Annotated in this window: 22 protein-coding genes, 1 tRNA gene and 1 pseudogene; 13 read left to right on the plus strand and 11 right to left on the minus strand. The window is 66.0% G+C overall.

Annotated elements, in window-relative coordinates; translation table 11 throughout:
- Window positions 1-58: 58 nt before the first annotated feature.
- From CCR98_RS13070 to CCR98_RS13080, 3 genes and pseudogenes are all read left to right on the plus strand, one after another.
- Entirely contained in the window at window positions 59-535 is a 477-nt protein-coding gene (locus tag CCR98_RS13070; protein WP_014037660.1) for a hypothetical protein, read from the plus strand.
- A 115-nt stretch (window positions 536-650) separates the two neighbouring features.
- Window positions 651-920 (plus strand): hypothetical protein, encoded by a 270-nt coding sequence (locus CCR98_RS13075; protein WP_014037661.1) that lies wholly within the window; start codon window positions 651-653, stop codon window positions 918-920.
- Window positions 921-1,044: 124 nt separating this feature from the next.
- A pseudogene (locus CCR98_RS13080) lies at window positions 1,045-1,291 on the plus strand (hypothetical protein).
- Window positions 1,292-1,336: 45 nt separating this feature from the next.
- On the opposite strand, the gene CCR98_RS13085 reads toward CCR98_RS13080, so the two are convergent.
- Complete coding sequence (locus CCR98_RS13085) at window positions 1,337-2,866, minus strand: FAD-dependent monooxygenase (RefSeq protein WP_087922964.1); 1,530 nt, start codon at window positions 2,864-2,866, stop codon at window positions 1,337-1,339.
- Between the two features lie 82 nt (window positions 2,867-2,948).
- Here CCR98_RS13085 and CCR98_RS13090 point away from each other — a divergent pair, with 82 nt between their 5' ends.
- Both CCR98_RS13090 and CCR98_RS13095 read left to right on the plus strand, forming a co-directional pair.
- Window positions 2,949-3,593: a TetR/AcrR family transcriptional regulator gene (locus CCR98_RS13090; RefSeq protein ID WP_087922965.1), complete on the plus strand. Its 645-nt coding sequence runs from the start codon at window positions 2,949-2,951 to the stop codon at window positions 3,591-3,593.
- 72 nt (window positions 3,594-3,665) lie between these two features.
- The gene (locus CCR98_RS13095) at window positions 3,666-5,807 is read left to right on the plus strand and encodes a TonB-dependent receptor (RefSeq protein WP_087922966.1); all 2,142 of its coding nucleotides are present in this window, start codon (window positions 3,666-3,668) and stop codon (window positions 5,805-5,807) included.
- A gap of 51 nt (window positions 5,808-5,858) precedes the next feature.
- Here CCR98_RS13095 and CCR98_RS13100 read toward each other — a convergent pair whose 3' ends face one another.
- From CCR98_RS13100 to CCR98_RS13115, 4 genes are all read right to left on the minus strand, one after another.
- On the minus strand, window positions 5,859-7,181 hold the full coding sequence (locus CCR98_RS13100) for an XVIPCD domain-containing protein (RefSeq protein WP_087922967.1): 1,323 nt from the start codon (window positions 7,179-7,181) through the stop codon (window positions 5,859-5,861).
- A gap of 24 nt (window positions 7,182-7,205) precedes the next feature.
- Window positions 7,206-8,069, minus strand: coding sequence for a hypothetical protein (locus CCR98_RS13105; protein WP_087922968.1), 864 nt, complete (start codon window positions 8,067-8,069; stop codon window positions 7,206-7,208).
- Window positions 8,070-8,144: 75 nt separating this feature from the next.
- Window positions 8,145-8,552, minus strand: a complete 408-nt coding sequence (locus tag CCR98_RS13110; protein WP_087922969.1) for a hypothetical protein — start codon at window positions 8,550-8,552, stop codon at window positions 8,145-8,147.
- A 484-nt stretch (window positions 8,553-9,036) separates the two neighbouring features.
- Window positions 9,037-9,384: a helix-turn-helix domain-containing protein gene (locus CCR98_RS13115; protein WP_087922970.1), complete on the minus strand. Its 348-nt coding sequence runs from the start codon at window positions 9,382-9,384 to the stop codon at window positions 9,037-9,039.
- A 101-nt stretch (window positions 9,385-9,485) separates the two neighbouring features.
- On the opposite strand from CCR98_RS13115, the gene CCR98_RS13120 reads away from it, so the two are divergent.
- Window positions 9,486-10,475 carry an MDR family oxidoreductase gene (locus tag CCR98_RS13120; protein WP_087922971.1) on the plus strand — a complete coding sequence of 330 codons (990 nt, stop codon included), beginning with the start codon at window positions 9,486-9,488 and terminating at the stop codon, window positions 10,473-10,475.
- 168 nt (window positions 10,476-10,643) lie between these two features.
- Window positions 10,644-10,964, plus strand: coding sequence for a hypothetical protein (locus CCR98_RS13125; protein ID WP_087922972.1), 321 nt, complete (start codon window positions 10,644-10,646; stop codon window positions 10,962-10,964).
- A gap of 38 nt (window positions 10,965-11,002) precedes the next feature.
- On the opposite strand, the gene CCR98_RS13130 is transcribed toward CCR98_RS13125, so the two are convergent.
- Window positions 11,003-11,212 carry a hypothetical protein gene (locus CCR98_RS13130; protein ID WP_087922973.1) on the minus strand — a complete coding sequence of 70 codons (210 nt, stop codon included), beginning with the start codon at window positions 11,210-11,212 and terminating at the stop codon, window positions 11,003-11,005.
- Window positions 11,213-11,392: 180 nt separating this feature from the next.
- Here CCR98_RS13130 and CCR98_RS13135 point away from each other — a divergent pair, with 180 nt between their 5' ends.
- Entirely contained in the window at window positions 11,393-14,146 is a 2,754-nt protein-coding gene (locus CCR98_RS13135) for a UvrD-helicase domain-containing protein (RefSeq protein ID WP_087922974.1), read from the plus strand.
- A gap of 94 nt (window positions 14,147-14,240) precedes the next feature.
- Here CCR98_RS13135 and CCR98_RS13140 read toward each other — a convergent pair.
- A tRNA-Ser gene (locus tag CCR98_RS13140) sits at window positions 14,241-14,330 on the minus strand.
- Between the two features lie 124 nt (window positions 14,331-14,454).
- Between CCR98_RS13140 and CCR98_RS13145 the strand changes: the two genes are divergently transcribed.
- Window positions 14,455-15,525 (plus strand): DUF4241 domain-containing protein, encoded by a 1,071-nt coding sequence (locus CCR98_RS13145; RefSeq protein ID WP_087922975.1) that lies wholly within the window; start codon window positions 14,455-14,457, stop codon window positions 15,523-15,525.
- An 81-nt stretch (window positions 15,526-15,606) separates the two neighbouring features.
- Here CCR98_RS13145 and CCR98_RS13150 read toward each other — a convergent pair whose 3' ends face one another.
- Entirely contained in the window at window positions 15,607-16,599 is a 993-nt protein-coding gene (locus CCR98_RS13150) for a LysR family transcriptional regulator (RefSeq protein ID WP_005410175.1), read from the minus strand.
- Window positions 16,600-16,725: 126 nt separating this feature from the next.
- Between CCR98_RS13150 and CCR98_RS13155 the strand changes: the two genes are divergently transcribed.
- Window positions 16,726-17,313, plus strand: coding sequence for an NAD(P)H-dependent oxidoreductase (locus CCR98_RS13155; protein WP_014037684.1), 588 nt, complete (start codon window positions 16,726-16,728; stop codon window positions 17,311-17,313).
- A 136-nt stretch (window positions 17,314-17,449) separates the two neighbouring features.
- Window positions 17,450-17,800 carry a ligand-binding protein SH3 gene (locus CCR98_RS13160; protein ID WP_087922976.1) on the plus strand — a complete coding sequence of 117 codons (351 nt, stop codon included), beginning with the start codon at window positions 17,450-17,452 and terminating at the stop codon, window positions 17,798-17,800.
- A gap of 326 nt (window positions 17,801-18,126) precedes the next feature.
- Here CCR98_RS13160 and serS read toward each other — a convergent pair whose 3' ends face one another.
- Window positions 18,127-19,407: a serine--tRNA ligase gene (serS, locus tag CCR98_RS13165; RefSeq protein WP_087922977.1), complete on the minus strand. Its 1,281-nt coding sequence runs from the start codon at window positions 19,405-19,407 to the stop codon at window positions 18,127-18,129.
- A gap of 113 nt (window positions 19,408-19,520) precedes the next feature.
- On the opposite strand from serS, the gene CCR98_RS13170 reads away from it, so the two are divergent.
- On the plus strand, window positions 19,521-20,162 hold the full coding sequence (locus tag CCR98_RS13170) for an energy transducer TonB (protein ID WP_087922978.1): 642 nt from the start codon (window positions 19,521-19,523) through the stop codon (window positions 20,160-20,162).
- Window positions 20,163-20,281: 119 nt separating this feature from the next.
- Complete coding sequence (locus CCR98_RS13175) at window positions 20,282-20,854, plus strand: energy transducer TonB (RefSeq protein ID WP_087922979.1); 573 nt, start codon at window positions 20,282-20,284, stop codon at window positions 20,852-20,854.
- Window positions 20,855-21,028: 174 nt separating this feature from the next.
- Here the strand turns inward: CCR98_RS13175 and aroA are convergent, their stop codons facing one another.
- Together aroA and pheA are read right to left on the minus strand one after the other, a co-directional pair.
- Window positions 21,029-22,336, minus strand: a complete 1,308-nt coding sequence (gene aroA, locus CCR98_RS13180) for a 3-phosphoshikimate 1-carboxyvinyltransferase (protein ID WP_087922980.1) — start codon at window positions 22,334-22,336, stop codon at window positions 21,029-21,031.
- Window positions 22,337-22,412: 76 nt separating this feature from the next.
- Window positions 22,413-23,612: a prephenate dehydratase gene (pheA, locus tag CCR98_RS13185; RefSeq protein ID WP_087922981.1), complete on the minus strand. Its 1,200-nt coding sequence runs from the start codon at window positions 23,610-23,612 to the stop codon at window positions 22,413-22,415.
- Between the last annotated feature and the right edge of the window lie 36 nt (window positions 23,613-23,648).

A 23,648-nucleotide genomic window follows, 5' to 3' on the forward strand; every position in this document is an offset into this window, starting at 1 on the left:
ACCATCTGCATGATCGGCGGCAGCCCGTCGCCGGTCGCAACAGGCAGAAGGAACCCTCGTGGCAGCAGGACCAACCAGGAACCGCGAAAAGCTGCTCGATGACCTGCTCTCGCTGGGCCGCAACTGGGCGCTGGCCATCGCCATCGCGGGCGCCGGGGCCGCGGTCCATTACAGCGAGTCGGTCTACGAAGCAGGCATCTGGCGCGGCCTGCTGCCCACGCTCTGCTTCCTGGTCGCCATCGTCTGGATCGTGCTCAGCATCATCCGCTTCGACCTGACCATCCAGCAGCACTTCGAGCGGAAACTGTCACGCTGGCTCAGCCGCCTGCTGTACGTCGTGCTGCTTGGCACCGGCATCACCGCCGTGTTCTTCGTCACCGAACTGGCGGAAAACAACCACATCGCGCGGATGTGCGACTCGGTGGCCAACGAACCCGGCAGCCGCATCCACAGGTCGGCCGAATGCCAGCGCCTGTACCAGCATCGCGCGGCGTACCGGCAGCGCCTGGAATCGGCCGAGGGTGAGTTCGACTGAACGGGCTTCATCGCGGGCTTCAGCGCGGTCTTCGCGCGCGATGAACACATTTCGTGGATGTGCATTTCGGCACAGTGCAGCCGACGCCGCGCTCTCGGCCCGCACCGGACCCGCAATGCATCACCACCACGCACCTGCCCGCCATGATGCCATCGCCCTGCAGGCCGGCATGCTGGGCAGCGTGTTGGGCGTGGCGTTGTTCAAGGCCATCGCATTGTCTGCGTTGGCAGCCGGTTCGATGATGGGCATCGGGCTATGGATGGCAGCCTGCGCGCTGCTGGCGGCGTGGGCGCTCGCAGCCTATCTGGCCTGCCTGGCACTGAGCCGACGCGTGTTCGTGCTGATGCTGGTGCTGTGCACGGTACTGATGATCTGCATCGCCTGATCTGGCCGGGGCCGGACTATTGCGCATGTGTTACAGAATAACAAGTACAGTTGGTCCGATTGCGCGTGCCCGGTGTCGCGGATTTGAATTCCATGGCCATCCCGGCATCACCCGAGACCACCCCATGAACCTGCATCCCCCGCTCCGCGCCCCCCCTCATTGCCATCGCCCTGGCATCGCTCAGCGCCTGCGCCACCTATGACGACAGCGCCATGCATCAGGCCTGCCAGGAGTCGCCCCAGCTGAAGGATCTGCCGCGTGAGGTCGCTGCCCGCGAGAGCCGCTGCAACAAGGGCATGGAAGTGTGGTCGAGCGAGCGCAAGGGCAGTGACAAGCCGATCGACCTGAGCGGCAAGAAGAAGGATCTGTAACCGGAATCGGCGCAGCCGGCGTCGGCTGCGCCGCTGTCACCCGGATCAAGCCGCGGCCGCCGGACCGAACCATCGCTGCAGGGCTTCACGCAACCCGGCCTCGGTGTCACCGGCATCGCAGGCCCAGGCGACGATGCCATCCGGGCGCACCAGCATTGCACCCAGGCCCAGCGGATTGTCTTCGGCCACCATTACGCTGGCAACGCACCGTCGCCAGCATTCGGTGACGGCACCCAAGGAAGCGGCCGGGCCGAACCGCAGCAACACGCCCTGCCCCGTCCGCAGTGCTTCACCCACGCGACGACCATCGGCCAGCCGGACGTCGGGCGTGCTGCGCCCGACCAGTAGATGGACGCCGCCCAGGTCCACCTGCTGCACAACGCCCCAGACCCGCTCGGCCAGATACGTGGCGCCGTCAGGGGTGTCGGCCAGTTCGGCGATTACCGCCGCCAATGCGCGCGAGCCGGCGCCCGGCCGCATCAACGCAACCTGCGCACGCGACCAGTCCAGCACTTTCGCACCGATCGGGTGCCGCTCGGCCGTGTAGCTGTCAAGCAGTCCATCATCGGCGGTACCGCGCACCACCGCCGCCAGTTTCCAGCCAAGATTCATCGCATCGCCGATGCCAAGATTGAGTCCCTGGCCGCCCAGCGGCGAGTGCACATGCGCCGCATCCCCGGCCAGCAGCACGCGACCGATGCGATAGGTCTCCGCCTGACGCGCGCCATCGGTCCAGGTGCTCGACAGCCGCAGCGCGGTGATCGCCACGTCGCGACCAGAGACGCGCCGCAACAGCGCCTGTGCTGCCTGCTGGTCGAGTGGCGTGCGATGGCCCGCGCCACCGTCGAAGTCGGCCAGTGCCACCACGCCCGGTGGATTGAAATTGCACATGCCGTGATCGGTGTATTGCCGACCCGGCGTGAGCATCGTCGGGTCGTCCAGCTCGACCAACAACGAGTGCCCGGTGAATTCAGGGGCGGTGCCGACGAAGCTGAAACCACATTGCTTGCGCACGATGCTGCGACCGCCGTCGCAGCCCACCAGCCAGCGTCCTCGAACCGTTGCACCCGCGGTCTCGACGGCCACCTCCGTTTCACCGGGCTGGACCGCCTGTACCGCACAGCCGCGCTCGATGCGCACACCCAGTGCGATCGCACGCTCGACCAACACGGCTTCCAGCGCCTGCAGTTCCACCGCCATCTGGGTGGGCACCGGCGTCGGCAGGCGATAGCGCCAGCGTGCACTGTCCACGTTGTCCAGGGCGAAAGGAATGCCGGCGAAGTGGCCACCCAGCGGCCGCGGCTGCGCCAGCCAATGGGCAGTACCGGGAGGCGGTGCGCCCTTGTCCGGCTTCAGCACCTGGAGGGCGGCCACCGCGTCCAGCAGGCCGCGTCGATCCAGTGCCTCCAGCGTGGGTGCGTTCAAGCCGCGCAGGCCAAAGGGCAGACGCTTCAACGGTGTCTCGGGTGAGGCTGCCTGCTCCAGCACCATGACCGAACAGCCGGCCTGGGCCAGCTCGCAGGACAGGAACAGGCCCACCGGGCCGGCCCCGGCAATGACGACGTCGTACAACATGAGGATTCCCTGTGAGCGCCGGGTCGGTACTCTGGAGGCGTCGATGTTACACTCGGTGTACGTTTTCACAAGTGAACCGCCCATGACCCCGCCGCCGGGCCGCCGCGAGCAGCGCAAGACCGAGACCCGACAGACCATTTCGGATGTCGCCACCGCGCTGATCATCCGCCGTGGCTTCGAGTCCGTGTCCATGTCCGAGATCGCCGATGCGGCCGGGGTCTCGCGCAAGACGGTCTTCAATTATTTCGCCAGCAAGGAAGACCTGGTGTTCGACCGCGATGAGGAGGCCCGCACCCTGCTCCGCGAGGGGATGACGGCGCGCCGCGGCATGGCCCCGCTGGCCGCGTTTCAATCGCTGGTGCGGGAGCTGCTCGGCAGCGGCCATCCCCTGCTGCGGATCAATGCCGGTGCGGCGGCCTTCTGGTCAACGGTGGCCGACAGCCCGGTACTGGTGGCGCACGCACGCCGGCTGCAGGCGCAACTGGCCGACGACCTGGCGCAGCTGATGGCAGACGCCGTCGGCCGGCCGGCGCACGACGCGGAGGCACGCCTGGGCGCAGCCATGCTGCTGGCGTCGATGGTGGCCGCCTATGAGGAAGGACTGGCCAGCCAGCGGCAGGGCGAGGATCCACGCGAGGCCATGCTGCAGCTGATCGTGCGGGGTGGCACCGGCGTGCTGGTGGCCTTGGCCGGTACCCCGTATACCGACCCGGGCCTGCGTCCATAGCGCATTCGGGGGATAGGTCACGAATTATTGCAAATGTTAATCTTTCTCATTTGCAGCCAACCCTGACCGCTCATGCCCCTTCCTCCCCCTCTGAAGCCCGCGCTCTGCCTGGCGCTGTCCCTTTCCCTGGCTACGCCTGCACTGGCCTCCGAGGCCACCGCTGACGCCCCGAAGGATCTGGACAAGGTCGAAGTCCGCGGCCGCGCACAGACCTTGTACCGCGCCAACGATGCGGCCGTCGGCACCCGCACCGATACCCCGCTGGAACTGGTACCGCAGTCGATCCAGGTCGTGCCGCGCGAGCTGATCGACGACCAGGCTGCGCGCCAGGTCACCGATCTGTACCGCAGCATCAGCGGCATCAGCTTCTTCAGCTATGCCGGCGTCACCCTGCGCGGGTTCCGCCAGGAGAACGTGCTGTACGACGGTCTGCGCGGTGATCCCTATGCAGGCTTCTCGGTGCCGCAGCTGTTCAACATCGAGCGCGTGGAAGTGTTGAAGGGGCCAGCCGGTGCGCTGTATGGCGGTGGTGATGCCGGCGGTGTCATCAACTATGTAACGCGCAAGCCCAAGGCGCGCGCAGAACGCCGCATCGAGCTGCAGGCAGGCGACAAGGACTTCCGCGCCGGATCGATCGAAGGCACCGGCCCCCTGAATGCCAGCGGCAGCATTCGCTATCGCGCCGGCCTGTATGCCGACGGTGAGCAGGGCCTGCGCTGGAATGCCGACAGCGAGAGCGTGATCGGCGATGCATCGCTGGCCTTCGACATTGGCCAGACCGGCGAGCTGGTGCTGCAGTTCACCGACATCACCCAGAACCTGGGCGGCAACCGCCTGCGCGGCGTGCCGGTGAATGACGCCGGCAGCTTCCTGACCGACCGCCGCTGGAACCACAACGAGGCCAGTGACTTCCTCGACATGCGCGCCAGGGTGGCGCTGGCGCAGTACCGCTTCGCACCGCGCGACAACCTGGACGTGGACCTTGCCGCGCGCTGGTTCAGCAACAACGAGCACCAGATGTACCACGAGCCGATGGGGCTGATTGATCGTGACCGCGATGGCGTGGCCGAGTGGATGACGCGCCAGCTGCGCAACCAGATCCGTGACAACGAGGCCTTCACCGCCAGCGGCAATGCCGTATGGCGGATCAACACCGGCCGTATCGAACACAAGGTGCTGTTCGGTGCCGACGTGTATCAGCTCGACGCCGACTTCACCGCGCAGACCGCCAACAGCGCCGACCTGGCACGCGGCGCCGGCCCGGTGCGCGGCATCGACCTGTTCAATCCGGTCTATGGCGCAAGCACCTGGCACGACTACAACCTGGCGGCGCTGCCCTGGCGCAGCACCTCCACCCGCAGCAAGCGCTATGGCGGCTATCTGCAGGATGAGCTGGCACTGGGCACGCGCTGGCACGTGCTGGCCGGGCTGCGCTGGGACGGCTTCAAGGATAAGGACCGCATGGGCGGCAGCAGTGTGGATGGCAACGATCTCAGCTGGCGCCTGGGCAGCACCTTTACCGTGCGGGACGGCCTGAACCTGTATGCCAACGTCGCCAGCGGTTTCGTGCCGCAGAGTGCCGCCAACCAGAACCCCGCGGCCGGCGGACCATTCGATGCCGAGCGCAGCAGGCAGTGGGAAGTCGGCTTGAAATCCCTGCTGGCCGACCGCGTGACCTTGAACATGGCGGCCTACCGCATCGACCGCAGCAACATCGTGCAAGCCACCGGCGAGGTGATCGGCGGGGTAAACCAACTCGCTGCACTGGGCCTGGTGCGCAGCACGGGCATGGAACTGGACCTGCTGGCCGACGTGACCGAGCGCTGGGTGGTGAATCTGACCTACGCCTACAACGACGCACGGGTGAAGGATGCTGGACCGAATGGCATCACCAATGCCTCCGGCGACCGATTCGCCAATGCGCCGCGCAACAAGCTGGGATTGTGGACGCGCTACGACCTGCCTTCGATCAACTCGGCCATCGGCTTCGGCGCCGATCATGTCGGCGAGCGTGTCAGCCTGGATGGGCAGGCGGTGAAGGCCTATACCGTGTTCGACATGAGCTGGAAAACCACGTGGAAGCAGTGGCAGTTCCAGGCCAACGTCAAGAACCTGTTCGACAAGGTATATGCGGCCAGCGGCTTCATCGAACGCAACGGGCATTTCCCGGGTGAGCCGCGGCGGGTGTATGTGCAGGCGGCCTACAGCTTTTGACGAGCCGCTCCTGTAGCGCCCTGCCCACGCTCGGCTCGGCGCCTGGCCTGGTCACCCCATGCGTATCGAGTGACTCTCGCGCGCCTGCAGATCGATATCCTGCTGGCGCTGCATGGCCGCCTGCTTGCGCTCAAGGCTGGCAGCCTCGATCTGCTGCAGGGATTGTGCAACCGGCGTCTGCACCGCAACATCCGTAGGCATGGCGGCCCGCAGATGCGCCGGATCATTCAACTCGCCCTGCACCACAAATACGTTGCGGCCGGCCGGGTGATCGGCGGTCTGGGCACTCAGCAGCACATGGTCGGCGCGTTCGAGCTGGTTGTGGCGCGCCAATGCCATCACGCTCGCCACGAGGCGCTCGCTGTTCTCATCGTGGGTACGCCCAGCACTCGCATCGATCGCGGCCACGCCTTCGCGCACCTGCTGCATCAATGCGTACTCGCGATGGCCCGGACCAATGTCGGCCAGACGGGTCGGTGCCTGTGCGGGATCAGGCACGGCGTCCACTGCTGCGGTAAGCGGGCTGCGGGTAATGGTCCGGTACGGATCGTCCGGGTGGAACTGGGTCCGCTTCTCCTGCCGCTCCAGACGAACCTCGCGGGCGTCGTTGAGTTCGGCGATACGGGCGGGATCGGTGATCTCGCGCATCGACATGTGGCCGCCGCCCGCGCTGACACTGGCCCATTTCCTGTCGGCTTCGAAGTACATCGCGTAGTAGCTGTTGCCACCGATGACGTTCGGATCGACCGCCGAGCGGCCCTCCAGTGCCTGGGTGGCTTCCAGCACGCTCAACCGGGTCAGGTACTGCCCGCCCTTCGCCCATCCCATCTGGCTGACGGCATCGACGCTGGTGTTGCCTACGCGCGGGCCCCCGGCGTAGTCATTGTCGAGCATGTTGGTCCAGATCTGCTCCAACTTCTCGGGGCCGCTCTTGTCCGAGGCGGCTTGCAGGAGCACTCGAGGAGTCCAGCAATTGGGGTCCAGTCTGTGCTGCTCGAAAGCGCGGTCATGGGCGAGCATGACGTCAGCACCAGGCAGATTCAGCGCGAGATCCGCACGTCCGTTTCCCATCCACGCCTGTCGAAGCTCCAGATCTTCCCGCAGCAGTGTCCGGCCGAATGCTTCCCACTGGCGCTCGCTCAGCTCAGCATTTGGAAAGCGCGAACCTTCGTCACTCTGAGATCTGGCATGGCTTTGCGCGTAGGCATTGGCCACGCGTCCAGGCAAACTGTCATTACGCACCACACCTAGTGCCAGCGTACCGTAGCCGTCCGAACCCGGCAGTTGCGACAGGTAGTTCCAGTACAGCTCACGATTACCGGCATCCGCATAATCGATGAGGATTCTGATGTCCTTCTGGGTCAGGCCGCTCATTGCTTTCTCCTTGAGCCTCGTCGTTTAGCGTGTCCGTGCTGCAGCAAGAACATCGCGAACAGCATCTTCCATGCGCTTCCAGTCCTTCAAGAAAGCTCTCTTGTAATGCAGGGAGATGGATAGGCTGTCAGAGATATCGACAAAGTAGTGAACGCATCCGGCAGCCACAGGATCGTCCAGATCAATGACCTCATCTTGCGTCAGGCGCACTCCGTCCCCCAGGAACGTTGCGCTATCGCACTTGATGAAGCTTGTCAGCCCCCCGGCACCGTCCCGTGCAACATACCAGTCGCGCTCGAATGCCGGATTACGGACAGGCGGCTTCCCGTACCGCGCCTCATACTTCTTCGCGTACACCACCATCTTCGCTTCGTCGATTGCGTAGGGCGTCAGCCCCAAGGTCTCCGGCTGTGCGACGCGTTGATCGAGACGGTCCCTGGGATCCTCCCTTTCCACAGAGCCCTCCTCCGTGATGGCTTCATTTGAGGAAAGCCTTGAAAGCGAAGTCTCAATTGGAATGCGATCGATGTAGTTGATACGGACAGCAATCTCCTTGCGGAAATCATTCGTACGCGGACTCGCCCGGGCACCCGGAGCCGACGGCTTCATGTCCGGCCACTCGATGACCAGCGTCACGCCTTCGCCCGGCCACGGTGCGATCTGGCTGTCCAGGTAGTTCGCCGGAATGCGGAAGGTGTTCGACCCGAGCTTCACGTCCACGGGGGCATCGGTATAGGTGTGACCGTTGATCGTGCGGCCGGTCTGGGTTGCGCCGGACATGGCGGGATTCCTTTCGTGTTCGGTGGACGGTGGCCGTGCGCACGCGCCGGCACTCACTACGACGGCAAGTGCGAGCGTCAGACAACGGCCGGGGGACATCACGTGCATGGGCATTCCATTGCAGGGTTCCGGCGCCACTATAGGCAACCGGGCGTCAACGGAACAGGAACCGCATCGCGCCCTTCACGGAACCAGGCAACGCTCCACCTGCAGCGACAACGCCTGGCAGGCGTTGAACAGGCCCTCGACCACCGCTGCGGAGGGGCAGCAGGCAGGATCGTCGTTCTCCCGCGCCACATGCGCAGCGTGCAGCACCGCGGTCAACGCCGTGATGCCCGACGCGCTGCGGGTCGCCAGGGCCATGTCGAAGGCGCGGCCGGGGCTCAGGCACATTTCACTCCAGGCCTCGCCATCGGCGCGCAGGTTCCGGCCGTGGCCTTTCAGGTGTGCAAAGAATGCCGATGGCGTGACGAGCTCGGCGGATTCGCGGAACGCGTCCTCCAGCGTTTCGGCCAAGGCGGCGGGAAGATCGCGCACGGCGGCGCCCAGCAGCGCGTGCAGGCGGGGATGATCGGGCAGACGTTCGGGCATGACGGCAACCTCACGATGTGGCCACCTGCAGATGCAAGGTGGCGGACGGTGCGGGTTGGCGTGCCGGATACATGATGCAAGAAGCCGGCGGATCGAGAGATCCCCACGCACCGTCCGCCATGAACTGGCAGGCGATGCATTGTCACGGTTGCAACTCTGGCTGCAACCGTGACGCCGCGCATCATGTACGTTCGGGACGCCAATCCCGGCCACGGCGAATGCCTTGGCGCGGCCATGGTTACCGCCCCGAACCGGCGATGAAAAGCGGGAAAATCCCGAGCGATCGCGCTGTTGCGTTGGTTGCGTCAGCGGATGTCGAATAGTCCATTGGCTGACGTGCTTCGCCAGCAGATGAACCCCGCCAGCGTGCACTGCCCGGGCGCCCTATCCCGCCGTATACGACATGCACGCCGCCGCCAAAGACCCATCGGTGGAAGTGAGCGTTAGCGAATCCACATGCGGCATGTGCAACGCCGCTCAGCCTTCAGCTATCGCCCTGGGTACTCTGATAGCCGCGGTAGGTTTCACCCCACTCGCGCATGGCCAGCAGCACCGGCACCAGCGTGCGCCCGAACTCGGACAGCTCGTATTCCACCTTCGGCGGTACTTCCGGGTACACGTGGCGGATCACCACGCCGTCGGCTTCCAGTTCACGCAGTTGGCTGGTCAGCATGGACTGGGTAGCGTTGGGCACCCGCCGCGTCAGTTCCATGAAACGCCGCTTGCCCGTCATCAGGTGAAAAAGAATGATCGGCTTCCACGCGCCGCCGATCACCGACAGCGTGACTTCCACCGCGCAACCGCTCTTGCCATCCCAACGTTTGCTACGCATGCATACTCCGGAAAACCATAGTACCTACGGAAAATCATCGTTCTTGTTGCGATAGAGGCGCGAGCCTAGCATGGCCTCATCCGGTGAATGTGAGCCCCTCCATGACGTTCAAAGCACTGCTCGCCCGCAAGACGAACAACCAGGTTTCGACCGAACTGGTCGATTTCGATGAAGCCGACCTGATGGACGGTGACGTCCTGGTGCAGGTCGAGTACTCCACGCTCAACTACAAGGATGCGCTTGCCCTTACCGGCAAGAGTCCGGTCATCCGGACGTTCCCGCTCATTCCCGGCATCGATCTGGCAGGCGTGGTGCTGGAATCCAGCAGGGCCGACTTCAAGCCAGGCGACCGCGTTGTGCTCAATGGCTGGGACCTGAGCATGGGCCACCACGGCGGCCTGGCACAGCGCGCCCGCGTGCGCGGCGAATGGCTCAACCGGATTCCCGGAAACCTGAGCACCCGCGACGCAATGGCCATCGGCACCGCTGGCTATACCGCCATGCTGTGCGTACTGGCCCTGGAACATGCCGGCGTGACGCCCGACAAGGGCGATGTGCTGGTGACCGGCGCCAACGGTGGTGTCGGCTCGATCGCAGTGGCGATCCTTTCAAAGCTGGGTTATCGCGTGGTGGCCGCTACCGGGCGCCCGGAGCATGCCGAGTATCTGCGCAACCTGGGGGCTGCAGAGATCATCGATCGCGCGCAGCTTTCGGAACCGCGCGACCGGCCGGTGAGCGCCGAACGCTGGGCCGGCGTGGTGGATGTGGCGGGCGGCCCTACCCTCGTCAACGCCATCGCCGAGACCAAGTACCGCGGTGCCGTAGCCGCGTGCGGCCTGGCGCAGAGCGACGCGCTGCACGGCTCGGTGCTGCCCTTCATCCTGCGCAACGTGACCCTTGCGGGCGTGGATTCGGTGAACGCACCGCAGGACGTTCGCCAGCTTGCATGGGATCGCCTTGCTACCGACCTGGACCCGCAGAAGCTGGAAAGCACGGTGCAATTGATCGGGCTTGCCGACGTGCTGGACGTGTACGAGAAGATCATCCCCGGTCAGGTGCGTGGCCGCATCGTTGTGGATGTGAATGCCTGAGCGGATGACCGCAACGGGGCTCGATGGATGCGTGTAGATGGAGGGCTGCAACGCGCCCTCCATGCTGCAGCGAACGGTGAACCTGCCGTGAAACACGCAGCGCGGCAGTGGTCTTCGGCCATCGCCGGTCGCATACGCTCAGACTCCCACCGCCGCTGGACTCCCGACATGCCAATGACCGCATTCGCGCTTGCCGCCGCACTTTCGGGCCTGCCCGACATCGGCTGGGAGCGCCAGCGCGCCGAGGACGCGCACCAGCTCATGCTGTGCCAGATCCATCGCGATGAGTTGCAGCAGGCCGAGGGAAAAGACGATGCCTACCAGCGCGCAAAAGCGGTCTGCGACCTGCTGGCGCGGGACTACAGGAACAGGTGGGATTTCGACGCACAGGATGCACTGGCGGCATCGGCGGTGGATCTGGATGAGCTGATCCGGCGTGGGGAGGCGGTTGAAGTCCCCCCTGCAAAGGGGGACCGTGCCTACGAGTGATCCAGAAACTGGCGCGGACGCTGCAGGTTTCCGAACGCCTAAGGGAGCCGGCCCGGCGCTAGCGCCAAACGCAGGATCCCGCCTGGCGGAATGACGGTGCCATCGTCCATCACGATCAGCATGTCGGAGACTTCTCCCTCGTGCCCTTGTTTCGCCGTGGTCACCAGGATCCTCAATGGATCCGTACGGATATCGTAGCCACCACCGGCGTGCTTCAAGGTTCCCACGCGGTCCCAGTCGATTTCCATGGCCTGCTCCTGGATCCAAGCGCATCATGATGCCATGCGACAGGCAATTGAGCGGGCCGTGATGGACGGCTATCGCACGCACCCGCCCGCGTGTGAAAGGCCACACGCAACGTCAAGGCCCCTTATCATGCGGGGCTCTACATGCCCGGTTGACGCTTGCAAGGCAGTACCTGGATGTCTATGGAATGGCGCCCCTCGATCTGGGGCCAACGTGTGACTCGTTCGCCACACTGGTGGTTGCGGCTGGAGGGCGAAAGCATCGAGCTGAACGTCGCAGGCCGGCAGTACCGCCAGCGCGTGGATGACGATCACGGCGTGCAGGTCGTTCCAGGGCTTTTCTGGTCGCGGGTCGAGCTGCAGACGGAAGGCGCCGCGCGGCTGTCGGTGGACGGGCTTGCCAACGCGCAGGCGTCCCGGCTTGCGGCGGCGCTGCAGCACGTGCGCTTCGCGCGCAGCACACGCGGGCGCAAGGTCTTGTTTGACACGATCCTGGAGCAGATCCAGGCGTGGTTGAGCGCCGCGGACACCCTCATCGACCGCGGCAGTGCCGGCCGCCGCTGGATCACCCACGAGCAGCAGCAGGTGCTGCTGGCCGAGCGCTCCTCCCTGCCGCTGCAGTCGCCGGAGCTGGAGCAACTGTTCCTAGATGAAAACGTGCATGGCGACCTGCATTCGCACAGCCATCGTGCTGCGCTGGACGCCCTGCACGACTGGCAGCTGGATTGGCCCGCCGTCTGGGCCGAGGCCAACGCGACCATGGCAGAGCGCGAGCGGGTGCTGGCCAAGGACTTCCTGGACCGGGTCGAGAGCAAGCCCCTGACCGAGGAACAAGCCCACGCCGTCATCTGCTTTGACAACCGGGTGCAGGTCGTGGCCGCAGCCGGCTCGGGCAAGACCTCCACGATGGTCGCCAAGGCGGCTTATGCCATCGATCGCGGCTTTGTCGAACCCGAACGGATCGTGATGCTCGCCTTCAACAAGGACGCCGCCCAGGAGCTGGAAGAGCGCGCGCAGCGATGCTTCGACCGGCTCGGCATGGGCGATACCGTGGTGGAAGCCCGGACTTTCCACGCCCTGGGCCTGTCCATCATCGCCAAGGCCACAGGGCGCAAGCCCGATATCCCGGAATGGGCGGTCGATGCGACGCTGGGTTTCAACAAGCTGGCCGAACTGGTGGACGACCTGAAGGACCGCTCGACCCATTTCCGGACCCAGTGGGACATGTTCCGCCTGGTGTTCGGGCGCGACCTGCCGCCGTTCGGTGCCGACATGATGGCCGATGGTTACGACCGCGATGGCACGCCCTACATCCGCACCCTGCAGGGTGAGCGGGTGAAGAGCCTGGAAGAGTGCGTCATCGCCGACTGGCTGTTCTATAACGGCGTGGCCTACGACTACGAGCGGCGCTACGAGTTCGATACCGCGACAGACACCCATCGCCAGTATCGTCCGGACTTCTACTATCCAGATGCCCAGCTGTATCACGAGCACTTTGCGCTGGATGCCGATGGCCAGCCGCCGAAGCACTTTGCCAACTACAGCGAAGGGATGCACTGGAAGCGCCAGCAGCATGTGGCGCGCGGCACCGCCCTGGTCGAGACTACGTCGTTTGGCCTGCGCAGTGGGCATGCCCTGCAGGATCTGGCGGAGCGGCTCGGCGCGTCCGATGTCGAGCTCGACCCGAACCCGGACCGCGAGCTGCCGGACCAAGGCGCCAAGCCGATGCCGGATGCGGACCTGATCGGCTTGATGCGCACCTTCATTGCCCATGCCAAGAGCAACTGCCTGACGCTGGACGATATGGCGGCGCGCCTGCGGCAGATGCCCGAGTATCAGTTCAAGGAACGCTACAGGCGCTTCCTGGAGATCGCCGGGCCGGTTTTCCAGGCCTGGGATAACGCGCTGGCTGACGAGCGCAGCATCGACTTCGAGGACATGCTCAACATGGCGGCCGGCCTGCTGGAACAGGGCCACTATGAATCGCCCTACGAACTGGTGATGGCCGACGAGTTCCAGGATGCATCGCGCGCCCGTGCGCGCCTGTGCCGTGCATTGGTCAGCCAACCGGGCCGCCATCTGTTCGCGGTGGGCGATGACTGGCAGTCGATCAATCGCTTCGCCGGTGCCGACATTTCGGTGATGACCGGATTCCGCGAGTGGATGGGCCATGGCCAGGTGCTGAAACTGGAGCAGACGTTCCGTTGCCCGCAGGCACTGTGCGATGTGTCCAGCCGCTTCATCAGCCGCAACTCCGCGCAGATCGCCAAAGACGTTCGCTCTGCTGCACCGGCAATGGGCCCGATGCTGCAGGCGTTCCAGATGAACCGGCGTGAGGAGGTGCAGGATGGCGTTCGCCAATACCTCGCCAAGCTGCATCAGCAGCTGCTGTCCGGAGCCGTTCCACAGGGCCGCAACGGGCGCGTGACGGTCTTTGTTCTGGGGCGGTATCGCGCGGATCGTGGCGCAGTGCCTCCGGATTGGAAGACGGCCTTCGGCAGCACGATGGATGTCGAGTTCCTGACCGCACATCGATCGAAGGGGCGCGAGGCGGACTACGTGATCCTGCCGGGCATGATCAACCGCAGCTTCCCGAGCCTGCGCGCGGATGACCCGGTGCTTTCGCTGGCGATGCCGGATGGGGATACCTATCCGCTGAGCGAAGAACGGCGCCTGTTCTATGTCGCGCTGACGCGTGCGCGGCGGAGCGTGGCGATGTTCACCCTGCAGGGCAGGCACTCGCCGTTCCTGGATGAGCTGGTGAAGGACGGGACAGTGGAAGTGACCGCGATTTCAGGCGCGGCCCTCCACGAAGAGCGCTGCCCGGTGTGCAAGGTGGGCGTGTTCGTGGACCGCAATGGGCCGCATGGGGCTTTCCGGTCGTGCTCGAGCTACCCGTTGTGCCACAACAAGCCGAAGGGTGGGCGTCGTGGATGAACACGTGAACTCACGTGCAGACCAGCAGCTCAGGTGTTCAGGGGACCGCAGCCTGCCAGAAACGCACAACGCCCCTTCCGGAGCGTTCGCGTTATGGCGGAGAGAGTGGGATTCGAACCCACGGAAGGTTTGACCCTTCGCCGGTTTTCAAGACCGGTGCCTTAAACCGCTCGGCCATCTCTCCAATCGGGTCCCGGTCGCCCGGGCAGCGGCGTATTCTCGCACGTGAAGGGCATTTGCCCAAGACCATCTTGCCCCTGCCCTTCGCATCCGGCACGGTGGGGGCCCTCACCGCACTCGGAGCCGCCATGGCCCATCTCGATCTGGCCAACCTGCGCACCTGCCTGCTGGACGACACCCAACTGGCTGCTGTGGCCCTGCACCGCACCTTCGCCGGGCACCTGCCAGTCAGCAGCGGGCAGCTGGTGGTCTGCGATCCGCTGGTCCAGGCCGAGGCGCCCGCGCTGGCCGACTACACCGCCCCGCTGGGCCGGCACCCGGTCGAGATCATCGTGCACAGCGGCCGCCCCGCGCTGGCGGTGGTCTGGTTCAAGCCCCGCGAAGCCCTCAGCGCAACCGCCCTGCACTGGCAGATGGCGCGCTGGACCACGCAGGATCTGACCGGACTGGATGAGGACAGCTTCATCGGCTACCCGGTCGACGCTGGCATCGGTTGCTTCATGGACACCGACACCCAGCAGGCGCTGCTGGCCCTGATCGAACAGGCCGATGGCGACGAAGAGAGTGAATGGTCGGATGCACTGATCGACCACGATGGCCTGGATGAAGGCGCCGAGTACCGCCCCTGGGGCGAGGACTCGCCGCACGGCCTGGTGGTATTCACCAGCGGCTGGGGCGACGGTGTCTATCCCAGCTATTGGGCGCTGGATACGTCCGGCATACCGGTGGCCCTGGTCACCGATTTCCTGTGCATCGAGGGCGGTGATGGGCGCGACGAGCGCGAGATTGCCGATCAGGCCTATCGCGACAACCTGCCGCCTGCGGAAGCCGAGGCACTGGCGCGGCTGGTGGCCGCCGTGGAGCGCGATGACGCGGAGGCACTGCGAGCCCTGCTGAAGGATGCGCCGCAGCGCGCCAACCAGATCGAACCGGGCTGTGGCGGCACCGCGCTGTTCGAGGCGATCCGCCTGGACCGTCCGCAGGCATTGCGGGTGCTGTTGCAGGACGGCGCATTGCCGGCAATGCCCGAACGCCTGCACATGAGCAAGGTCACCAGTTATCTGGACTACGCGCGCTTCCTGAAGAAGCCACGCAGCGCGGAACTGATGGCGGTGCTGGAAGCGCCGGTCGTTGCCGAGCCCGCACCGGCCGCACCGCCGCGGCGCAGCTTCTGGGATCGGCTGCTCGGCCGGAAGTGACTGGGCCCGGAAAGCAGCAACGCCGGGCATGGCCCGGCGCTACCGTTCAACAGATCGGCGGTGCAGTTGCGGGTAGGTGCCTTAGCCCGCATCCACCGCCAGCGCACCCAGCGCACTGGCCTTGATCCGTTCCTTGGCCTTTTCACAGGCGCCACCGCAATCCAGGCGCGAGGCCTCCAGCTGCGGCGGCAGGTGCTCGGCCAGGAAGTCGATGAACACGCGCACCGCCGGCAGCAGGCCGCGGCGCGAAGCGAACACGGCATGGCACACACCCTGCGGCAGTGACCAGTCCGGCAGCACCACTTCCAGCTCGCCGTTGCGCACGGCGTCGGCGCACACGGTTTCCGGCAGCATAGTGATGCCGAAGCCGTCCTTCACCATGCTCTGCAGCAGCGGGAAGTCGAAGCCGGCCACGCGCGGCTGCAGGTCGACCCGGCGAACTTCGCCTTCCGGGCCATGCAGCTCCCAGCGCTGGCGGGCTTCGTCTTCGCTGATGCTGAGGGTGACGTGCTGGGTCAGCTCTTCCGGATCCTTGGGGCGGCCGGCGCGGTCCAGGTACTTCGGGCTGGCCACCAGCAGTTCCTGCACCTGGCCGAAGCTGCGCATCACCAGGCTGCCGTCGTCGTCCAGGCGCGAACGCACGCGCAGGGCCACGTCGTAGCCTTCATTGATGATGTCCACGCGGCGGTTGCTGATGTTCAGCTGCAGCCGCACCTTCGGATACTGCTCAAGGAACTTGGGCAGCAGCTTGGGCAGCTGCATCTGCGCCAGCGACACCGGCACGCTGGCGCGCACCACACCGCGCGGTTCGGCGCTGAGGCGGTCCACGACTTCGCGTGCGGCCTGGGCCTCGGCCAGCATCGTCTGCGCATGGCGGTGCACGCTGGTGCCGACGTCGGTGACCGCGAAACGGCGCGTGGAGCGCTGCAGCAGGCGCACGCCCAGGTCGGTTTCCAGCTGGCTGATGCGGCGGCTCAGTCGCGACTTGGGGATGCCCAAGGCGCGCTCGGCGGCGGCGAATCCGCCGTGGTCGACCACCATCGCGAAGTAGTACAGATCATTCAGGTCGTGCATGCCCGAGTTCCATATCTAGAACAATACGTGGCATTCAACCACCTTTATCCCGTCTTTGCAACAACCTATCGTTCTCTCCATCGGCGGGGCACCCCGCCCCTTCCTCCCAGAACATAGGTGACTGCCATGAAGCTTCTGCATCTCGACGCCAGCGTGCTTGGCGACAACTCCGTGTCCCGCCAGCTGTCGGCCGCCGTGGTCGCCCGCTTCACCGGCCAGATCGACGGCCTGCAGGTCGATTATCGCGATCTTGACGCCAATCCGGTACCGCATCTGCGCAGCAGTTCGCTGGCCAAGACCGATGCCGCCGAGGCGACCGATGCTGAACAGGTGATGCAGCAGTTCCTGGAGGCTGACATCGTGGTGATCGGCGCGCCGATGTACAACTTCAGCATCCCGTCCACGCTGAAGGCCTGGATCGACCGCGTGGCCGTGGCCGGCCGCACCTTCAAGTACACCGAGAACGGCCCGGTCGGCCTGGCCGGTGGCAAGCGGGTGATCATCGCCAGCAGCCGCGGCGGCATCTACACCGACTCGCCGGCCGACTTCCAGGAACCGTTCCTGCGCCAGGTGTTCGCCTTCATGGGCATCAACGAAGTCGAGTTCGTGCGCGCCGAGGGCATCGCCTACTCGCCGCAGCACCGTGAAGACGCCATTGCCGGCGCGCTGGCAGCACTGCCGTCGCACGCAGCGGATGAAGCCGTCGCGGCGTAATGCGTTCCAACGTTCAGCGCCCCTCTCTCCTCGTCTGGGCGCTGAACGCGGGCCGGGATCCCCTCCCCCATCCCGGCCCACCCTGGCGGCCCCGCTCTGCGGGGCCGTTTTTTCATGGGCGCGCTACGCTGGGGCCATGGACTACATCGTGACGGCTGCGCACCGCAGCGAATTTCCGCACCCGATCACCCTGCGCCACGGCCAGGCGCTGGTGGTGGGCGAACGCTATGAAGGCCCGGAGGGCTGGGACGACTGGTTCCTGTGCGAAGCCGAGGGGCAACAGCCTGGTTTTGTGCCGGCGCCGGTGATCGGCCGCGATGCGCAGGGTGGCGCGTTTGCCACGGAGGATTACTGCGCGCGGGAGCTGGATGTGGATCCTGGGCAGCTGCTGCGCGGGGTGCGCACGCTCAATGGCTGGGCGTGGTGCGTGCCGGAGACCGGCGAACCGGGATGGGTGCCGTTGGAGAAGCTGCGGGCTGCGGAGTGATCGCGGCGGTTCATCCACGCATGGCGTGGATCTACTGGGGCATCGGTGAATTCATGCCGGGCGCGTGCAACACCCTCCAGTAGATCCACGCCATGCGTGGATTCGGTGCCATGCAAGCATGGCACCCACCAGAGCAACAGCGATGCCATGCAAGCATGGCACCCACCAGAGCCACAGTGATGCCGTGCAGGCTTGGCACCCACCAGAGCAACAGCGATGCCATGCAGGCATGGCACCCACCAGAGCCACAGCGGTGCCATGCAAGCATGGCACCCACCAGAGCCACAGCGGTGCCATGCAAGCATGGCACCCATCCGATCAGGGAATCAGGCGATGGTTTCCAGGCCGCCCATGTACGGGCGCAGGGCCTCCGGCACGGTGATGCTGCCATCGGCGTTCTGGTAGTTCTCCATCACCGCGATCATCGCCCGGCCAACGGCCACGCCCGAGCCGTTCAGCGTGTGCGCCAGCTCCGGCTTGCCGGTGGCCGGGTTGCGCCAGCGGGCCTGCATGCGGCGGGCCTGGAAGTCACCACAGTTCGAGCACGAGGAGATCTCGCGGTAGGTTTCCTGCGACGGCAGCCAGACTTCCAGGTCGTAGGTCTTCACCGCCGAGAAGCCCATGTCGCCGGTGCACAGCAGCACCTTGCGGTACGGCAGGCCCAGCTTCTCCAGCACCACTTCGGCGCAGCGGGTCATGCGCTGGTGTTCGGCATCGCTGTCTTCCGGTCGGCTGATCGAGACCAGCTCGACCTTCTCGAACTGGTGCTGGCGGATCATGCCGCGCACGTCGCGGCCGCCGCTGCCGGCCTCGGCGCGGAAGCACATCGAGTGGGCGGTCATGCGCAGCGGCAGGCGCTCGGCGTCGACGATCTCGTCGCGCACGATGTTGGTCAGCGGCACTTCCGAGGTCGGGATCAGGTAACGCGTGGAATCGCCCACGGCGGTCTTGAACAGGTCGTCCTCGAACTTCGGCAGCTGGCTGGTACCGCGCAGCGAGTCGGCGTTGACCAGCAGCGGCACGTTGGTTTCCTCGTAGCCGTGCTCACCGGTGTGCAGGTCGACCATGAACTGGGCCAGGGCGCGGTGCAGGCGCGCGATCGGGCCACGCAGCACGGTGAAGCGCGAACCGGACAGCTTGGCCGCGGTTTCGCCGTCCAGCCAGCCATTGCGGGCGCCCAGTTCAACGTGGTCGAGCACCTTGAAATCGAACTGGCGCGGAGTACCCCAGCGCGCCTGCTCGACGTTGTCGTTCTCGTCGGCACCGGCCGGCACATCATCGGCCGGCAGGTTCGGAATGCCCATCGAGATGGCGTCGATCTTCTCGCGCAGCTCGTCCAGCGCCACTTCCGAAGCCTTCAGCTCGTCGGCGAAGGCAGCGACCTCGGCCATGATGGCCGAAACGTCCTCGCCCTTGGCCTTGGCCTGGCCGATGGCCTTGGAACGGCTGTTGCGCAGGCTCTGCAGCTCCTGGGTCCGCACCTGGATGCGCTTGCGATCAGCCTCCAGGGACTCCAGGGCAGACACGTCGAGCTCGAAGCCGCGGCTGGTGCGCAGGCGTTCGGCGAGGTCGGCGGGCTGGTGGCGGAGCAGGGCTGGATCAAGCATGGCAGGTGTCGTGGTGGGTATCAGGGATGGGATTATCGCTTGTTATACGGATTTCTGCCGCCCGGTTCATTCCCGGCGTGGCAGAATCGGGCTATTCCGTACTGGTCCGGTCCATGTCTGCACCCCGCTCGTCGTCCGCCAAGTCGTTCACTGTGCATATCCCGCGCAACGCCCTGAAGATCGCCGGCATCGCCTTCGGCGTGGGCGTTCTGCTGTTCGTGCTGGTCTGGTTGACCGGCCGCGACAAGGAGTTCTTCCGTGCCGACCCGGCCGCGCAGACCCCGCAGGAGACCGCGCAGGTGGAACCGCTGCCGGAACCGCTGGCCGCAGCCGCAGGCTCCAGCGACATGCCCGATGCCAAGCCCGCCCCGGTAGACGACGACGCCCCGAAGCTGGTCGAAACCGCCCCGCCACCGCCGGCGCCCATCGCTGAACCGGCCCCGGCCGCGCCGGCCCCTGCGCCGGCCGCCACCGCCGGCAACAGCCAGCCGATGCCGATTGCCGGCCAGTCGCCGCCGCCGGCCTATCCGGCCGCCGCGCTGCGCGCCGGCGAGACCGGCAGCGTGGTGGTCCGCGTGGACGTGGATGCCACCGGCTACCCGAACAATGCCACCGTGATCCAGCGCAGCGGCTCACGCGAGCTCGACCGTGCCGCCACCGACGCCGTGCGCCGCTGGCGCTTCACCCCGGCACAGAGCAACGGCCAGGCCGTACCGGGCAGCATTGAAGTGCCGTTCGACTTCAAGACCCAGTAACTGAACGTTTCCCGGCAGGCAAACTGAACCCTGCCGGTCGCGTTGACGTAACGCTGACACTTCCCGCCACTGGCCCGCGCAACACTCTCCCCGTCGTCCATTGACGGAAGGAGTTTGCGATGACCGCCACCACCCACGAAGACCTTCATTCGCCGCAGCTGCAGCAGGATGCCAGCGAACAGCACAAGCCCACGTCGCCCTGGATGTGGATCGCGCTGATCGTGGCGATGTTTGCCGCCGCGCTGCTCTGGCTGCGTCACTCGAACCAGGAAGACGTGGCGCCGGCACCGGTCGGCGAGCGCATCCTGCCCGCCCCCGAGCAGACGCCGGTGGCCGACGTGCAGGAGCCCGCTGCCCGCCAGGCCACACCGGCCGGCAGCCGGCACAAGGCCGCCCCCGCAGTACGCAATCGCGAGGCGCGCCCGCTGGCAGGCAACAGCAAGCCGACCTACCCCGCTGCAGCGCTGCGCAACGGCGTGCAGGGCAGCGTGATCGCCAGCCTGAATGTCGATACCCGTGGCCAGGTGACCAATGCCGCGATTGTTTCGCGCAGCGGCGAACGCAGCCGTGACCTGGATCGTGCGGTGCTGAGCGCCGTGCAGAACTGGAAGTTCCAGCCGGCGATGCATGAAGGCCGTGCAGTGGCCAGTGTGGTGCGGGTTCCGGTGGATTTCCGTACCGAACAGCGTTGATCGCGGACGAGGGGTTCGTGATGTTTAGACGGAGGCTTCGGCCTCCGTCCTTTTATGCGGAGACGCGTGCCAACCAAGGTTGGCACCTACCGGGAGATATGGGCGTGCCAACCAAGGTTGGCAGCTACCGCGTGATGCGATCCGCCGGGCATGATCCGGCGGATGCGCTTCCGATCAGGCCAGGTTGAACCCGGCGCTGCGGGCCAGGCCATCGAAGTCGGGGAAGGACGTGGCGACGTTGGCGATGTCGTTGATGCGCACTTCGCCGTCACTGATCTGGCCGGCAATGGCGAATGCCATGGCGATGCGATGGTCACCGTGGCTTTCGATGGTGCCGCTGCCCAGGCGCACGCCGCCGTGCAGGGTTGCGCCGTCTTCGGTTTCGTCCACCTGCATGCCCAGCGCGCGCAGGCCGGTGGCCATCGCCGCAAGGCGGTCGGATTCCTTCACCCGCAGTTCGGCGGCACCGCTCACCACGGTCTGGCCTTCGGCGGCGGCAGCGGCCACGAACAGCGCCGGGAACTCGTCGATCATGTCCGGCACCAGTGCTTCCGGAATGCGCGCGCCCTTCAGCGGGGCGTAGCGCACCACCAGATCGGCCACCGGCTCACCGCCCTGCTCGGCCGGATTCTCTTCGGTGATGTCCGCACCCATCAGGCGCAGCGCGTGCAGCAGGCCGGTGCGACGCGGATTCAGGCCGACCTGCTTCAGGCGCAGCGCGGAGCCTGGAATGATGCTGGCGGCAACCAGATAGAACGCGGCCGAAGAGAAGTCGGCCGGTACCACGATATCCGTGGCGCGCAGGCGCTGGCCGCCACGCAGGCGGGCCTTGCCTGGCGAGAATTCGATGTCCACGCCGAACGCGGACAGCATGCGCTCGGTGTAATCGCGGGTCGGGTGCGGTTCCACCACACTGGTTTCGCCCTGCGCATACAGGCCGGCCAGCAGCACCGCCGACTTGATCTGCGCGCTGGCCACCGGCGAGGCGAAGTCGATGCCGTGCAGCGATTGCCCGCCATGCACGTGCAGCGGCGGCGTGCCGTCATCCTGGGTGTCGATCTTCGCGCCCATCTGCGCCAGCGGGCCGGTGACACGGCGCATCGGACGACCGGACAGCGACTCATCGCCGATCAGCGTGCAGTCGAACGCCTGGCCTGCCAGCAGGCCGGCCAACAGGCGCATGCCGGTACCGGCATTGCCGCAGTCCAGCGGTGCATCCGGTGCTTTCAGGCCATCGATACCCACACCATGCACGATGCGTTGCGACGGACTGGGGGTTTCGATGCGCACGCCCAGCTGGCTGAAGATACGCGCAGTGGCGCGGGTGTCTTCGCCTTCCAGGAAGCCTTCGATATGCGAGGTGCCATCGGCCAGCGCGGCGAACATCACCGAGCGGTGCGAGACCGACTTGTCGCCGGGAATGGTCAGGCTGCCCTGCAGCGGCCGGCCCTTGCGGGCGATCCAGTGTTGCGCATTGCTCATCGTTCGATCATTCCGTAAACGCCGGCAGCGCCGGCGATGCATCAGGGAGCGGCGGCCAGGGCCGCCACAGCAGCATTCAGGGCACGGCCACCGGATAGGAGCCCAGCACCTTGATCTGCGCCGAGTGCGCTTCCAGTTCGGCCAACGCGGCCTGCATCGGCGCGTCGTCGATGTGGCCAGCCAGGTCGATGAAGAAGCCGTATTCCCACTTGCCGTGGTGCGACGGCCGCGACTCGATGCGGTTCATGCTGATGCCGTGGCGGGCGAACGGGCTGAGCACGTCGAACAGCGCACCGGGCTTGTCATGGATGAACACCAGCACCGAGGTGCGGTCGTGGCCGGAGGTCGGGAAGATGTTGCGGCCCACCACCAGGAAGCGGGTGGTGTTGTCGGCATCGTTCTGGATCGGCTTGGTGACCACCTTCTTCAGGCCGTACACGTGGCCAGCACTCTCGCCACCGATGGCCGCTGCGTCGTCGGCGTTGCGCGCACGACGTGCACCTTCTGCGTTGCTCGAGACCGGAATCTTTTCGGCCTTCGGCAGGTTGGCACGCAGCCACGCGGAGGTCTGCATGAACGATTGCGGATGCGCGTAAATGCGCTCGATGTCCTCAATGCGGCCGCTGCGCGACATCAGGTACTGCTGCACGCGCAGTTCCACTTCGCCACAGATCTTCAGGTTGGAGGTCAGGAACATGTCCAGCGTGATCTGGATGGTGCCCTGCCCGGAATTCTCCACCGGCACCACGCCGAAATCGGCGTTGCCCGCTTCGACTTCCTGGAACACTTCCTCGATGCTGGCCATCGGCAGGCCCAGCGCAGAGCGGCCGAAGTGCTTGAGCACCGCCTGCTGGCTGAAGGTACCTTCCGGGCCGAGGTAGCCGATCTTCAGCGGCTCCTGCTGGGCCAGGCAGGCCGACATGATCTCGCGGTAGACGTGCACCAGCAGCTCATCGCTGAGCGGGCCTTCGTTGCGGTCCACCACCATGCGCAGCACCTGCGCTTCGCGCTCGGGGCGGTAGTAGTCGACGGCGGCGGCGAGCTTGCCCTTGGCCTTGCCGACCTGGTGGGCGAAACGTGCGCGCTCGGCGATCAGGCTCTGGATATCGCGGTCGATCTGGTCGATCTTGGAGCGCACATCGGCCAGCGCCAGCGGCGCCAGGGTGGGTGCCGGATTCGACGCGGCCTTGGCCTTGCCCTTCGCCCTGGTGGGCACGCTGTCCTTGGCCGGTTCGGCCTTCTTCGGCGCCTTCTTGCTGGATTTGCTGCTTGCCATCGGAATTCCTTGTTGCGGGGCCCGCACCCGACGGTG

The organism is Stenotrophomonas sp. WZN-1, assembly GCF_002192255.1.
Taxonomy (GTDB): Bacteria; Pseudomonadota; Gammaproteobacteria; order Xanthomonadales; family Xanthomonadaceae; genus Stenotrophomonas.

Bases quoted from the DNA above. Each gene is read 5' to 3' on its own strand.
- CCR98_RS13075 (WP_014037661.1), top strand. From the start codon at position 651: ATGCATCACCACCACGCACCTGCCCGCCATGATGCCATCGCCCTGCAG.
- CCR98_RS13085 (WP_087922964.1), bottom strand. From the start codon at position 2,866: ATGTTGTACGACGTCGTCATTGCCGGGGCCGGCCCGGTGGGCCTGTTC.
- CCR98_RS13090 (WP_087922965.1), top strand. From the start codon at position 2,949: ATGACCCCGCCGCCGGGCCGCCGCGAGCAGCGCAAGACCGAGACCCGA.
- CCR98_RS13095 (WP_087922966.1), top strand. From the start codon at position 3,666: ATGCCCCTTCCTCCCCCTCTGAAGCCCGCGCTCTGCCTGGCGCTGTCC.
- CCR98_RS13100 (WP_087922967.1), bottom strand. From the start codon at position 7,181: ATGAGCGGCCTGACCCAGAAGGACATCAGAATCCTCATCGATTATGCG.
- CCR98_RS13105 (WP_087922968.1), bottom strand. From the start codon at position 8,069: ATGCACGTGATGTCCCCCGGCCGTTGTCTGACGCTCGCACTTGCCGTC.
- CCR98_RS13110 (WP_087922969.1), bottom strand. From the start codon at position 8,552: ATGCCCGAACGTCTGCCCGATCATCCCCGCCTGCACGCGCTGCTGGGC.
- CCR98_RS13115 (WP_087922970.1), bottom strand. From the start codon at position 9,384: ATGCGTAGCAAACGTTGGGATGGCAAGAGCGGTTGCGCGGTGGAAGTC.
- CCR98_RS13120 (WP_087922971.1), top strand. From the start codon at position 9,486: ATGACGTTCAAAGCACTGCTCGCCCGCAAGACGAACAACCAGGTTTCG.
- CCR98_RS13125 (WP_087922972.1), top strand. From the start codon at position 10,644: ATGCCAATGACCGCATTCGCGCTTGCCGCCGCACTTTCGGGCCTGCCC.
- CCR98_RS13130 (WP_087922973.1), bottom strand. From the start codon at position 11,212: ATGGAAATCGACTGGGACCGCGTGGGAACCTTGAAGCACGCCGGTGGT.
- CCR98_RS13135 (WP_087922974.1), top strand. From the start codon at position 11,393: ATGGAATGGCGCCCCTCGATCTGGGGCCAACGTGTGACTCGTTCGCCA.
- CCR98_RS13145 (WP_087922975.1), top strand. From the start codon at position 14,455: ATGGCCCATCTCGATCTGGCCAACCTGCGCACCTGCCTGCTGGACGAC.
- CCR98_RS13150 (WP_005410175.1), bottom strand. From the start codon at position 16,599: ATGCACGACCTGAATGATCTGTACTACTTCGCGATGGTGGTCGACCAC.
- CCR98_RS13155 (WP_014037684.1), top strand. From the start codon at position 16,726: ATGAAGCTTCTGCATCTCGACGCCAGCGTGCTTGGCGACAACTCCGTG.
- CCR98_RS13160 (WP_087922976.1), top strand. From the start codon at position 17,450: ATGGACTACATCGTGACGGCTGCGCACCGCAGCGAATTTCCGCACCCG.
- serS (WP_087922977.1), bottom strand. From the start codon at position 19,407: ATGCTTGATCCAGCCCTGCTCCGCCACCAGCCCGCCGACCTCGCCGAA.
- CCR98_RS13170 (WP_087922978.1), top strand. From the start codon at position 19,521: ATGTCTGCACCCCGCTCGTCGTCCGCCAAGTCGTTCACTGTGCATATC.
- CCR98_RS13175 (WP_087922979.1), top strand. From the start codon at position 20,282: ATGACCGCCACCACCCACGAAGACCTTCATTCGCCGCAGCTGCAGCAG.
- aroA (WP_087922980.1), bottom strand. From the start codon at position 22,336: ATGAGCAATGCGCAACACTGGATCGCCCGCAAGGGCCGGCCGCTGCAG.
- pheA (WP_087922981.1), bottom strand. From the start codon at position 23,612: ATGGCAAGCAGCAAATCCAGCAAGAAGGCGCCGAAGAAGGCCGAACCG.